Origin of the sequence: Gemmiger sp. An120 (assembly GCF_002160955.1) — a bacterium.
Lineage (GTDB): Bacteria > Bacillota > Clostridia > Oscillospirales > Ruminococcaceae > Gemmiger_A > Gemmiger_A avium.
Genome location: NZ_NFLN01000003.1, coordinates 66,286 through 78,228, shown reverse-complemented (window position 1 = coordinate 78,228; position 11,943 = coordinate 66,286). Strand labels below are relative to the sequence as shown.

Sequence of the window (11,943 nt, the reverse complement as noted above, 5' to 3'; positions counted from 1 at the left end):
CCCCGGAAACGCCTTGGCGTTTCCGGGGCTGTTGTTTCGGCGGGATTATGTCGCCTGCATAGCCCGGATCATCCCGTCAATGCCCTGCTGTATGATGTGGCAGCTGCCCGTTCTGCGAAACGCGGGGGTGTAGAAAAAGGCACCGTCCGCATCGCGGCAGAAACCGTCCGCCGGGGTGATCTCCGCCAGACCCTGCAAAACCTGCGGCCCCAGCACCGCCCGCAGAAAATCAATGCCCGCGCACATGGTGCCAATGCGTTTGCCCCGGGCGGCAAACTGCCGTACCAGTTCCGCTGTGCCTGAAGTGCGGCAGTCACGCAGCAGGCCCAGCCCGCCGGGAATCACCAGCGCGTCGTACTCCGCCGGGTCCACCTTATCCAGGGGGCGTATCCGCCCGCGGCCAAGCCGGGCGGCTTCCGTCAGAACCGAGCGCATCTCCTCCGGCTGCTCGGTAATGTGATTCACCGCAGGGGCCTGCGTATCCTCCGCCACGGGAAGATAGTCACAGCCGTATTTGTCCAGGGCGGTGTAGGTCAGCACCGTTTCCTCAATGCAGGAGCCGTCCCCCAGGCCGCAGCCCGTCAGCAAAACCAGCCATTTCATTCCGCTTGCTCCTTTCAGGTGGTGTATAACCTGATTGTACCGGAAAACGCGATCGCCTGCAAGCAGGTGCACCTTCATAGAACAGCCGCTACCCAGAAGCAGGCGCCGCCGCCCGGCGTGTCGGCCACCCCCAGCTGCAGGCGGCAGCGTTCGGCCAGTTCGGCGGCCACCGAGAGCCCCAGACCAAAATGCTGCCGGTCGGCGCGGGAGGATTCCGCCCGCCAGAACCGGCGGAATACGGCCGGCTTATCCGCGTCCGGCACGCCCGGGCCGTGGTCGCGCACCTCCCATACCATGCGGCGGCCCCGCTGGCAGCAGGCCAGTTTCACCGCCGATCCTGCCGGTGCGTAGCGCAGCGCGTTGTCCAGAAATATGCTCAGAATCTGGCACAGTTCTTCCCGGTTGGCCTGCACCGGGGGCAGCGGTTCCGGGGGCAGAGCAGCTTCGATCCGCCGCCCGGCCCGGCGCGCCGCCGGTTCCCAGGCTTCGGCCATCTCCAGCAGCAGGGTGTCCGGTTCCAGCCGCTGTACAGGGCCCGGCTGCACCAGCCCCCCGCCGGAGAGGATCAGCAGCTGGTCGATCAGGCCGCTCATCCGGGCGGCTTCGCTGTCCAGCAGGCCGATGTGACGCCGGGCGGTGTCCGGGTCTTCGCCGGGCAGCACTGCCAGCCCGGCCCGCAGCACCCCCAGCGGGGTGCGCAGTTCATGCCCTGCCGCCCGCACAAACTCCCGCTGCTGGTCCATGGCGCGGCACACCGGGCGGATGGCCCGCCCCGCCACCAGCCAGCACAGCGCCGCCAGCAGGGCCACCCCCGCCAGCGCCACCAGCAAAAAGACCGCGGCGGTGCGGCGCAGCACCCGCTGCTCACCCGCCAGCGGCTGCCAGGCAACCAGCAGCCGCCAGCCGCGGCCGGTGGCCTGTTTGCGGGCCGTTACACGGGCGTCGCCGCCGGTGAGCTCCACCTGTTCCAGCGCCTGCGCCTGCCCCCCGGCGGACAGAGGCGGCGTGTCCGGGTCAAAGCCCGCCAGCCGCAGCGCCTGCCATACCAGCGCCCGGTCGCTCTCCTCCGCCAGGCCGGAGAGCAGCAGGGCGGAGCCGTTCTCCGCAAAATAGAACCGGATGCTGTTGCGGGCAGCGGAATCCTGGATTCTCTGCCAGTCCAGCGCGCTGTCCAGTTCCCACTGGCTGGCCAGATCGGACACCGCCGCTTCAAATGCCGCCTGCCGCTGGGCGGTGTACATCCGGCCGCAGAGCAGAAAGGACACCGCCGCCACCGCCACCACCACGCTGCCGGTGAGCACCGCCGCCAGCATGGTCAGGCGGCGGCGCAGCCGGGTCAGCATTCGCCTGCGCGGTAGCCCAGCCCGCGCACCGTCTGGATCTGCACCCGGCTGCCCACCTGCTGCAGCCGCCGCCGGGCAAAAAAGATGTAGTTGTTCAGGTTGCCCTCTTCCACCTCGCTGTCGGCGCCCCACACCCGGTCCAGCAGCAGGGCGCGGGGCAGCACCTGCCCGGCGTTGCGAAACAGAAAGGCCAGCAGCGCCGCTTCCCGGCCGGACACCTCGCACCGGCCTTTCGGCCCGGTCAGCACCCGGGCCCCGGTGTCCAGTGCCGCGTCGCCGCAGCGCACCACCGCCCCGTATCCGCCGCTGCGCCCCCGGGCCAGCGCCCGCAGCCGGGCCAGCAGCTCGCTGGCGTCAAAGGGCTTGGCCAGGTAGTCGTCTGCCCCGGCGTCCAGCCCCTCCACCTTGTCGCCGGGCGCGCCCAGGGCGGTGAGCATCAGCACCGGCAGGGCGAATCCCTCCGCCCGCAGGGTGTGCAGCAGGGTCAGCCCGTCCAGCCCGGGCAGCATCCGGTCCAGGATCACCCCGTCAAATTCGCCCTCCCGCAGCGCCGCCAGCCCGTCCGGGCCGGTGTGCGCGGCGGTCACGCTGTGGCCGTGGGTGCGCAGCAGCGGAACCAGAAATTCGCACAGCGCCCGGTCGTCTTCTATTAAAAGCAGTTGCATAACAGGGTCCTCCCGCTTACAGGATATGGTGTATAGTAGTATAAAAAAGCCGGGTCTATTTTCTGTCTAAAGCCCATTTTAGACCGGATTTAGATTTTTCCCTGATATCCTGTGTACACAACACGACAGGAGGCAAGGTATGAAACAAAAACTTTTTGCGGCGGTTCTGGCCGCCGCTGTGCTGCTGACCGGCTGCGGCCGGGCCGTTCCCCAGGAGGAAACGGTGTCCGGCGGCTATGTGGAGCAGCGTATCCCGCTGCCCGATCCGGATTTTTACTGCACCGGGATCTTCCCCAACGTGGACGGCAGCGTCACCCTCTATGGCGCGTCCACGGTGGAAGCCCTGTACCGGCAGGAGGGCTGGCAGGGCGGGGCGTCCGGTTATATCGTCCAGCCGGACGGCACGGTCACCGGGCAGCCTTTGCCCTGGGATGAAGAACTGGCCGCTGCCTGTGCGGATGGCGCCTACAGGGTCAGCATGGCCGCCGACGAGGCAGGAACCCTCTACCTGCTGGCCGGCAAACAAAATACCCAGCCGGAGGATACCCCTTTCCGGCTGTGGCGGGTGGAGAACGGTGCGCTGGTCTCCATCCCGGTGGATTTCACCGGCTGTGAATTGCTGACCGGCAATTTTGGCGATGGCCTGTTCTGCACGCTGGACGGGGTCAGCGAGGGCTGGGTCTTTGTCTCGGCCAACAATGGCCACTGGGCGGTGTTCAGCACCGAGGGCAAACTGGTCAACCAGTATGAACCGTCAGCTTAGGGCAGCGGGGCCAGCTTCTATGCCAGCGCCGTGCGCAATGGGTATGCGTGGGCCGGAAGCAACGGCTATGCCCCGGCGTATACCCTGCCGGAGATGGAGAAAGCCAGCAGCCTGACCCTGCCCATGGGTACCATTTTTCCGGACTGGGAAGGGGAGGGCTTTTATCACCTTTCTTATGAAAACGAGCAGGAACGCATCCTCTCCCATTATACCCTGTCCGGGGACACCCGGGAAATCCTGATGCATGGCAGCGACTATGCCTGGGGCCCCGAGTCAACCAGCGCCTTTACCGGCTGCGCGGCTTCGGACGGTGCGCTCTGGCTGCTGGTGGAGAGCGGCGGCGGGCAGACCCTCTGCCGTTACGTGTACGACCCGGCCAAGACGGTGGAGAACACCCTGACCGTCTATTCTCTGGAAGAAAGCGCCCTGGTACGGCAGGCCATCGCGGAATGGAACAACCTTCACCTGGAAACCCGGATCGAGTATACGGTAGGCATGACCAATGCGGAGGGCACCGGCGCCACCCGGGAGGACGTGATCCGGCAGCTGAACACCGAACTGCTGGCGGGCACGGGCCCCGACCTGCTGATTCTGGACGGCCTGGCGGGGGATTCGCTGATCCGGCAGGGGCTGCTCACCGATCTGACCGGCCTGGCCGACTGGAGCGCCGTGCGGGAAAACGTTCTGGCCGCTTACACCCGGGAGGACGGGCTGTACGCCGTGCCCATGGGGATGCGGGCCTACATCGTGGGCGGCCGCCCGGATACGGTGGACGACCGGCTGCTCTCCCTGTCCGGCATTGCCGACGCCATGGAGCAAAGCGGAGAGGCGAATGCCTGCCTGGCGTTTTCCAGTTCTCTGTATGAGCAGATATTTGATTTGTTTTACCCGGCCAGCGCCGACGCCATCTGGCGGGACGGGCAGTTCCAGCCGGACGCCTATACCGAATTTACCGAACAGCTGAACCGCATCGCCCGTGCCGCCGGGGCCAAGACCATCCAGGCCAGTACCGCGGGCGAAGAACCGGAGATGGAGGGCGCGGCAAACGCCGAATTCTATGCCGCCGGATATTCCGCCGGTACCCTGAACAACTTCTGGAACGGCGAGGGCCGCTGGTTTGCCGAAGGTTGGGGCAGCGCCGTGCAGGCCACCGCGTTCAGCCTGCTGCAGCGGGACGAGGAGGGCAGCCTGACAGGCTCCGCCCCCGGTGAAGTGACCCTGTATCCGATGCCCGGCGTGGAGGGCACCGGCGCGCTGGAACCGCTCTGCGCAGCCGCGCTGCCGGTAAACGGCGAAAACCAGACCCTGGCGCTGGACTTCCTGCAGCTGATGCTCTCGGATACGGTGCAGAGCGCCGCCGGCCTGGACGCGCTGCCGGTCACCGAAAGCGGCCTGGCCGCCGCCCTGGACCGGGTGCGCCAGACCGACCCCTTTACGGTCACCAACGGCGAAAACGCGGTGCTGGATTCCCTCACCGCTGTGATCCCTGATACGGTGCTGCAAGCCGCGGCCCGGGAAGCCGCCGCCCGCCTGTACGACGGGGAGCTTACCCCCGAAACCGCCTGCCAGGCGGTGAAAGAGGCCGCCGCCCTGCGGCTGGCGGAACAGAGCTGAGCTACCGGTCCACCGGCAGTTCCAGATAAAACACTGCGCCGCCGCCCGGCGCGTCCTCCACCCGGCTCAGCGCCGTAAGCAGCAGCACCGGCACCGAACATCCGGCCCGCCGGGCGGCACGCAGCAGCTCCAGCCCGTCCATGCCCGGCAGCATCCGGTCCAGCACCACCGCATCGTAAGGGTTCTGCCGCAGCAGCGCCAGACCCTCGGGGCCGCGGCCGCACACATCGCAGCCAAACCCCGCCTTTTCCAATACCGGAACGAGCACCGTGCACAGGGCCGCGTCGTCCTCGATCAGTAAGATCCGCATGATCGTGCCTCCTTTTCCTATTGTATTATACACCCGTTTCCTTGAAGAAATCTGGAAAGCCGCCCGCCTGCTTTCCAGGATTTTTTCAGCTTTCCTTTGTATACTCAGAACCATACTCCCGCTTTGGGCGGAAAGGAAGGTCAGATCATGAATCGAACAGACATCATAAAACGGATCGCGGCCGGTGTGCTGGCCGCGGTATTGACCGCCGCGCTGGCAGGCTGCGGAAAAACGCCCGCCTCTTCGGTGGGCGGGCAGGATACCTTTGAACCGGACAGCGCGGTCTCCACCACCGGCGCCTGGCGGGAAGAAGAGGTCACGCCGGATGAAAACGCCCGCAGCTATAAAACGCCGGTGACCCTGGCGGACGGCTCGGTGCGGATGCTGGAAGCGGGGGCGGACAATACGCTGCACCTGTTGACAAGCGCCGACAACGGGGCCACCTGGCAGGAGATTACCGTGGACTGGCAGCCGGCCGGGGCGGAGTCCTTCGGGGTGTGCCGCATGCTGCCGGACGGCGGCTGCTTTGTTACCGCCGTGAAGGAAGATAACGGCCAGCGCAAAGAAAGCTACTGGACGCTGGACCCGGAGACCGGCGTCCTGGACCCGGTCACCCTGCCGGAAAACATTGTGCAGCTTTCGGATGCCTACCCGCTGGGCGGGGATTCGCTTTTGCTGCTGGGCATGAGCCTGGTCCCGGCCAGCGCGGATGCGCCCGCCGTTCTGGTGGATGAAAACGGCATGATGAAAACCACCAGCCCCTGGAAACTGGACCTGGCCACCGGCGCCTGTGAAGGACTGACCGCCCTGACCAATACCCTGCAGGGCAGCATTATTTCCGGCATGGCGGCGGATCCCACCGAGCTGGGAGCTTATTACAGCCTAGCTTATATGGATACCGGCGTTCAACTGCTGCGCACCGATGCAGATGAAGCCACGGCCTGTGTATTTGACAGCCTGCCCAATGCCTCCGCCGCCGCTTTTGCCGCCTGCGCCGACGCAGAAGGAAACTATTACTATGCATCCTCCAAGGGCATCTATCGGGTGGCCAAGGGCGGTGACCTAGCAGAACTGGTGGTAGACGGGGCGTCCACCGCCCTGTCCCGGAGCGAGGCGGTCGTTATGGGTCTGACCTGCTGCGCCGACGGAAGCTTCTTGACAGTGAGCCTGGAGGGCGGGCAGGATGCCATGACCGCCCATCTTTATCGCTACTACTGGGACGCCGACGCCCCGGCGGAGGAGAGCACCGCCGCCCTCACCGTCTGGAGCCTGGAAAACAACGATACGGTGCGGGCGGCGATCGAAGTATACGAGCAGCAGAACCCCGGCCTTACCGTGACCTATCAGGTGGCAGTGGAGGACGGCGCCACCACCCGGGAGGACGCCCTCTCCGCGCTGAACACCGCCCTGCTGGCCGGTTCCGGGCCGGATGTGCTGATCCTGGACGGGCTGGACTGGCAGGCCTACCGGGACAAGGGGCTTCTGGCCGATCTGAGTGAGTGGGTGGACCTGTCCGCTTTGCAAAGCAATCTGGTGGACCCGTTCCGGGAGCAGGAGGGCGTGTTTGTACTTCCGGCCCGGTTCTCGGTGCCGGTGCTCTGCGGGGCCCCGGAGGACCTGGCAGGGCTGGACAGCCTGGACGCGCTGGCAGAGTACCTGCTGCAGCTGCCCGCCCGCCCCGCCTGGGATTACACCAGCGCCGGATATTATGAGCAGCTGGAACCGCCCTACGGCCTGGGGTTTGTCAGCGTGGAACAGCTGCTGGACTTTGTGCTGGGCAGCAGCGCCGCCGCCCTGACCGAGGACGGTGCGAACGGGGACGCGGTGGAAGCTGTGCTGAAATTTGTGCAGCAGGTGGGCCGCTACTACGGCATGGAGGACTATAAGGGCCTGCTTTCAAACGGGGTGATCTCCAGCGGCAGCGAGGGGCAGAGCGTGAGCTATGGCGACGGCAGCTACGAGTGCTTTTCCACCGGCAACGCCCTTTTGGCCTGGGAGGAAATGCTCACCCCCTCCTACCTGACGGCGGTCCGCAAAGACCGGGCGGGCGTTTCTTTGATACAGCGCCCGGGGCTTGTGCAGGGGGCCTACACACCCCGCACGCTGGCGGCCGTTTGCGCCGATGCATCGGAGGAAGCCGGGGCATTTGTCGCCATTCTGTTCGGCAGTGAGGTGCAGGCCTCCTGGCAGCAGGACGGGATGCCGGTGCGGGCCGACGCGCTGCAAAGCAGCATCGAGGCCAACTGCCCGGACCCCGAAGCCCGGCAGAATGTGCAGGCGCTGATCGACGCGCTGCAAACGCCGGTCACCCAGCCGGACGATACCGTCCGGGATGCCCTTTTGCAGAATGCAAACGCCCTGATCGCGGGCGATGTCACCTTGGAACAGGCCCGAACGGGGGTGGAGGATGCGCTCAACTTGTATCTGGCGGAACAGGAATAAGCGGGCCGGATGGCGCGCCGCGGCGCTGCTGCTGGCCCCCAGCCTGCTGGGTACGGCGGTCTTTTACCTGCTGCCGTTTCTGGAGGTGATCCGCCGCAGCTTTACCGACGCGGCGGGGCGGCGCTTTCTTGGGCTGGCCAACTACCAGACGGTGCTGACCAACCGGGCGTTCCACACCGCCGCCGCGAATACAGCCCGGTTTCTCTGCGTCTGTATCCCGGCGCTGCTGGCTGTTAGCCTGGTCATGGCGCTGCTGGCCCGGGCGGCGGGGCGGCACGGGCAGCTGTTCCAGACCAGCTTTCTTCTGCCGCTGGCGGTGCCGGTAGCCAGCATTGTGCTGCTCTGGAAGGTGCTGTTTGCACAAAACGGGCTGGTCAACAGCCTGCTGGCCGCATTGGGGGCCGCCCCGGTGGATTTTATGGGCACCGGCGAGGCCTTTTGGGTGCTGATCGCTACCTATCTGTGGAAAAACAGCGGCTATGACCTGGTGCTTTGGTCCGCCGGGCTGGACCGTATCCCGCCCGCCCAGTACGAGGCCGCCGCGGTGGACGGGGCAAACAGCTGGCAGGTGTTCCGCTGGATCACCTGGCCGGGCCTGCGCCCCACCCTGTACCTGACCGCGCTGCTCAGCCTGATCAACAGCTTCAAGGTGTTCCGGGAAGCCTACCTCGTGGCGGGGCAGTACCCTCACGAGAGCATGTACCTGCTGCAGCATCTGTTCAACAACTGGTTCTTGAATCTGGAACTGGGCCGCATCACCGCGGCGGCGGTGCTTCTGGTGGGCGGAATGCTGGCGGTGGCCGGTGTGTGTCTGGCTGTCCGCCGCTATCGAAAAAGGAAAAACCTATGCTGAAACGAATCGCCTGCCTGCTGGCGCTCACCCTGCTGGCTCTGTTCACCTGGTGGGTGCTCTGGTTTATGGGGATGGGGGCCCTTACCCCTGAGGATGAACTGTTGGCCACCATCGGCCCGGCCCTGCAAAGTGAAAGCCGCGAACCCGCTGTATGGTGTCTGCTGCCCAGCTGGCCCACGCTGCAGCCGCTGGTACAGCTGCTGCTGGACACACCCACCTTTTTTGCCATGTTCTGGAACGCCTGCAAGCTGGCGTTTCCCCAGGTGGCCGGGCAGCTGGTTGTGGCGGCCCCGGCGGCCTGGGCGTTCAGCAAACTGGAGTTTCCCGGGCGGCGGGTGTTGTACGGAGCATACCTGGTGCTGATGGTGCTGCCTTTTCAGATCACCATGGTGCCCAACTACCTGGTGCTGGACCGTCTGGGCCTGATGGATACCCCCTGGGCGGTGATACTGCCGGGTGTGTTCTCGGCCTTTCCGGTGTTCATTATCAAAAAAGGGTTTGACGCGGTGCCGCAGAGCCTGCTGGAAGCGGCCGCGCTGGATGGCGCGGGGCCGCTGCGCTGCTTTGTGTCGGTGGGTCTGCCGCTGGGGCTGCCCGCGGTTTTGAGCGCGGCCACCCTGGGCTTTATCGAAGCCTGGAACGCCATCGAGCAGCCGATGCTGTTTCTGAAAGACAAGGCCAACTGGCCGCTGAGCCTGTATCTGTCCAACATCACGGCCGGGGATCTTGGCCTGGCGATGGTGGCCAGCCTGATGATGCTGGCCCCGCCGCTGCTGCTGTTCTTGACCGGCCGCAAATACCTGGAACAGGGTATCGGCCTTGCCGCTTCGATCAACGAGGGAATGTGAGGAAACGCCCCATGGAACAAGTGAAAACCTGGATACGGTCGTGGGGCCGGCGGCTGGCGGCCGGTTGGCAGAACCAGCGGGCCGGCCGGTACGCGGTGCGGTTTTTCGCCGCTATGCTGGTGTTTACGCTGGTGGCCCGCGGGGTCAGCGGGGCCGCGATGCCGGTCGTGACCCTGACCACCCCCACCCAGGGCGCCATTGTGCAGCAGGCCGAGACCACCGCCACCGTGACAGCCGGGGAGGGGGAGAGCCTTGCCCTGCCCGCCGGGATCACGGTGCAGGCCCTGTATGCCGCTGCCGGGCAGTCCCTGACCGGGGGAGAAGCCATTCTGCAGTTGGATAAGGAAGAACTGCAGGACGCCCTGGACGAAGCAAAGGCTGCCCTTGCCCAGCAGCAGGCCCAGCTGGATCAGCTGAATGCCTCCACCGATCCGGACGGCAGCTCGGTGGCCGCGGCTCAGCAGAGCCTGGACCGGGCCAACGAGGACTACACCCGCACCGATACCCGCACCCGCGCGGCGGTGGACGAGGCCAATGCCGCTTGTACGGCCGCCCGGTCCGCCCTGGATGAAGCGGAAAAAACCCTGCAGGAATTGCAGGCCCAGACCGACCCGCCGCCTACCGAGGAACAGTTGGCCGCCGCCCGGCAGGCGGTGGACGAGGCGCAGGCCACGCTGGCTGCCGCCCGCCAGGCGGTACAGGACGCGGAAACCAGCCGGGAGGATTCTCTGCTCTCGGCCCGGCGCAGCGTGGAAAACGCCGAGAGCGCGCTGGCGCAGGCCAATACCGCCTATTCTCAGGCCCAGGCCAGCGCCGCCCTCACCGCCCAGAGCAACGCGGCCCAGGCGCAGACGCTTCAGTTGGAGATGGCGGATACCAGGGAACAGATCGCCCTGCTGCGCAGCCTGCTCGACGAGGACGGTCTGGTCACCGCCCCTCGGGACACCCAGCTGCTGCGGTGCGATCTGACCGAGGGCCAGCCCTGCCCGGAGGGGGATGTGCTGCGCCTGGCCAAAGCGGACAGCGAACTGCTGGCCCGGTTCACCCTGCCGGCCGCCCAGGCGGAACAGCTCACAGCCGGGCAGACAGTCACCCTGACCCAGGGCAGCCGCCAGACCGAAGCGACGGTGCGCACGGTGAGCGCTGCCGATGAAACGGCCGGCACGGCCTCGGTGACCGCCGTCCTGCCCGAAACCGCTGCGGGCTTCACCGCCGGTACGGCCCAGGCCCGGCTGGTGTTTTCCCGCACGGCCTACAGCACGGTCTTGCCGGCCTCGGCCATCCGGCAGGACACCCAGGGCAGCTATGTGCTCACGGTGGAGGAAAGCAGCACCGCCTTTGGCATAGCCTATACCGCCCGCCGGGTGCCGGTAACGGTGCTGGAGGTGGACAGCAGCAGCCAGTACGCCGCCGTGGAGGGCACAATAAGCAGTGGGGCGATCACCGATTCCACCCGTCCGGTCAGCCCCGGCACATCGGTGAGGGTGGAAGAATGAGACGGCTGATAACCGCGCTGCTGGCTTTGGTGCTGTTGCTGCTCACCATCACGGGCATGAAAAACGCCGATGCCCTGGCCCGGCAGAGCACAAGCATCAGCCTGCGCTGGCAGCAGGCGCTGGCGGATGAAACAGCGGCCGAAGCCCGAAAAAAACAGCCCGGGCTGACCCTGTGGGGCCAGACGGAGGATATTCTCACGGCGGGCTGGCGGCAGGCGCAGGCAACCCTGATCACCTACCAGGGAGACCCGGCCCTGGTGTGGGACCCCGTCTGTCAGACCGGCGCGCTGCCCGCCCCACTGGATGAAACCGGCTGTGCCGTGTCCGCCGCGCTGGCCTGGGCGCTGTTCGGCAGTGAGGATGCGGTGGGGCTGACCCTTTCCCGGGGCGAAACTGTCTATACCGTGCGGGGCGTGTTCCCGGGGGAGGACTGCCTGGCCTTGCTGCCGGACCCCACAGCCTCGTATACCGCCGTGGAACTGCCCACCGTCGGGGAAACCTGGCAGGACCCCGCCGCCTGGGCGGAGGAACAGCGCCAGCAGGCGGACCTGCCCGCACCGGACTGGACCCTTTGGCCTGCCGCGGCGGCTTTTCTGGCCCGGCTGCTGGCCTGGCTGCCGCTGCTCTTTGCGGCGGGGGTGCTGGCCGCGGCGTTGTGGCGGGCGGTCAGGCGGCAGGCACTCTGGCGGCGGGATGCCGTCGGTTTTGCCCTGCTGCTGGCGGCGGCGCTGGCCCTGCCCGTGCTGCTGGCCCTCTGGCCCGCTTGGCTTACCCCCTCCCGGTGGAGCGATTTTGCCTGGTGGGGCCGGCTGGCACAGCAGCTGCGGGAACAGGGCACCGCCTGGCTGGCCGCCCCCTGCCTGGGGCGGGACCTGCCGGTAAAAACCGGCCTGCTGGCCCAGGCAGGGCTGGCTGTGTTTCAGACCGTTCTGTGCGAGGTGCTGCGCTGCCGCCTGCGCGGTACAGACCAGGTAAAATAAACAAACGAGCCGCCGCAGGCTGAACC

At 66.5% G+C, this 11,943-nt stretch carries 11 protein-coding genes; 7 read left to right on the top strand and 4 right to left on the bottom strand.

Annotation, left to right across the window (positions count from 1 at the left end; translation table 11 throughout):
* Nucleotides 1–45 precede the first annotated feature (45 nt).
* From B5E65_RS03720 to B5E65_RS03710, 3 genes are all read right to left on the bottom strand, one after another.
* Nucleotides 46–603: a DJ-1/PfpI family protein gene (locus B5E65_RS03720; protein ID WP_158098508.1), complete on the bottom strand. Its 558-nt coding sequence runs from the start codon at nucleotides 601–603 to the stop codon at nucleotides 46–48.
* Nucleotides 604–677: 74 nt separating this feature from the next.
* The gene (locus B5E65_RS03715; protein WP_087170434.1) at nucleotides 678–1,946 is read right to left on the bottom strand and encodes a sensor histidine kinase; all 1,269 of its coding nucleotides are present in this window, start codon (nucleotides 1,944–1,946) and stop codon (nucleotides 678–680) included.
* On the bottom strand, nucleotides 1,940–2,611 hold the full coding sequence (locus tag B5E65_RS03710; RefSeq protein ID WP_087170433.1) for a response regulator transcription factor: 672 nt from the start codon (nucleotides 2,609–2,611) through the stop codon (nucleotides 1,940–1,942). The genes B5E65_RS03715 and B5E65_RS03710 overlap by 7 nt, the downstream gene beginning before the upstream one ends.
* Before the next feature lie 139 nt (nucleotides 2,612–2,750).
* Here B5E65_RS03710 and B5E65_RS03705 point away from each other — a divergent pair, with 139 nt between their 5' ends.
* Together B5E65_RS03705 and B5E65_RS03700 are read left to right on the top strand one after the other, a co-directional pair.
* Entirely contained in the window at nucleotides 2,751–3,374 is a 624-nt protein-coding gene (locus B5E65_RS03705; RefSeq protein ID WP_087170432.1) for a hypothetical protein, read from the top strand.
* Nucleotides 3,375–3,404: 30 nt separating this feature from the next.
* A complete protein-coding gene (locus B5E65_RS03700) occupies nucleotides 3,405–4,988 on the top strand; it encodes a hypothetical protein (protein ID WP_087170431.1) in 1,584 nt (527 codons plus the stop codon).
* A 1-nt stretch (nucleotide 4,989) separates the two neighbouring features.
* Here B5E65_RS03700 and B5E65_RS03695 read toward each other — a convergent pair whose 3' ends face one another.
* Nucleotides 4,990–5,298: a response regulator gene (locus tag B5E65_RS03695; protein WP_158098507.1), complete on the bottom strand. Its 309-nt coding sequence runs from the start codon at nucleotides 5,296–5,298 to the stop codon at nucleotides 4,990–4,992.
* A gap of 147 nt (nucleotides 5,299–5,445) precedes the next feature.
* Between B5E65_RS03695 and B5E65_RS03690 the strand changes: the two genes are divergently transcribed.
* From B5E65_RS03690 to B5E65_RS03670, 5 genes are read left to right on the top strand one after another with little or no spacing between them, the layout of a single operon-like run.
* Complete coding sequence (locus B5E65_RS03690) at nucleotides 5,446–7,740, top strand: ABC transporter substrate-binding protein (protein WP_087170429.1); 2,295 nt, start codon at nucleotides 5,446–5,448, stop codon at nucleotides 7,738–7,740.
* Nucleotides 7,706–8,593: a carbohydrate ABC transporter permease gene (locus B5E65_RS03685; protein WP_164488801.1), complete on the top strand. Its 888-nt coding sequence runs from the start codon at nucleotides 7,706–7,708 to the stop codon at nucleotides 8,591–8,593. Before B5E65_RS03690 ends, B5E65_RS03685 begins: the two co-directional genes overlap by 35 nt.
* Nucleotides 8,587–9,441, top strand: a complete 855-nt coding sequence (locus tag B5E65_RS03680; protein WP_087170427.1) for a carbohydrate ABC transporter permease — start codon at nucleotides 8,587–8,589, stop codon at nucleotides 9,439–9,441. Before B5E65_RS03685 ends, B5E65_RS03680 begins: the two co-directional genes overlap by 7 nt.
* An 11-nt stretch (nucleotides 9,442–9,452) precedes the next feature.
* The gene (locus B5E65_RS03675) at nucleotides 9,453–10,937 is read left to right on the top strand and encodes an HlyD family efflux transporter periplasmic adaptor subunit (RefSeq protein WP_087170426.1); all 1,485 of its coding nucleotides are present in this window, start codon (nucleotides 9,453–9,455) and stop codon (nucleotides 10,935–10,937) included.
* Nucleotides 10,934–11,917, top strand: a complete 984-nt coding sequence (locus B5E65_RS03670) for a hypothetical protein (RefSeq protein WP_087170425.1) — start codon at nucleotides 10,934–10,936, stop codon at nucleotides 11,915–11,917. The genes B5E65_RS03675 and B5E65_RS03670 overlap by 4 nt, the downstream gene beginning before the upstream one ends.
* The last annotated feature ends 26 nt before the right edge of the window (nucleotides 11,918–11,943 follow it).

Coding starts and splice junctions, on each gene's coding strand:
- B5E65_RS03720 (WP_158098508.1), bottom strand. CDS start 603: ATGAAATGGCTGGTTTTGCTGACGGGCTGCGGCCTGGGGGACGGCTCC.
- B5E65_RS03715 (WP_087170434.1), bottom strand. CDS start 1,946: ATGCTGACCCGGCTGCGCCGCCGCCTGACCATGCTGGCGGCGGTGCTC.
- B5E65_RS03710 (WP_087170433.1), bottom strand. CDS start 2,611: ATGCAACTGCTTTTAATAGAAGACGACCGGGCGCTGTGCGAATTTCTG.
- B5E65_RS03705 (WP_087170432.1), top strand. CDS start 2,751: ATGAAACAAAAACTTTTTGCGGCGGTTCTGGCCGCCGCTGTGCTGCTG.
- B5E65_RS03695 (WP_158098507.1), bottom strand. CDS start 5,298: ATGCGGATCTTACTGATCGAGGACGACGCGGCCCTGTGCACGGTGCTC.
- B5E65_RS03690 (WP_087170429.1), top strand. CDS start 5,446: ATGAATCGAACAGACATCATAAAACGGATCGCGGCCGGTGTGCTGGCC.
- B5E65_RS03685 (WP_164488801.1), top strand. CDS start 7,706: ATGCGCTCAACTTGTATCTGGCGGAACAGGAATAAGCGGGCCGGATGG.
- B5E65_RS03680 (WP_087170427.1), top strand. CDS start 8,587: ATGCTGAAACGAATCGCCTGCCTGCTGGCGCTCACCCTGCTGGCTCTG.
- B5E65_RS03675 (WP_087170426.1), top strand. CDS start 9,453: ATGGAACAAGTGAAAACCTGGATACGGTCGTGGGGCCGGCGGCTGGCG.
- B5E65_RS03670 (WP_087170425.1), top strand. CDS start 10,934: ATGAGACGGCTGATAACCGCGCTGCTGGCTTTGGTGCTGTTGCTGCTC.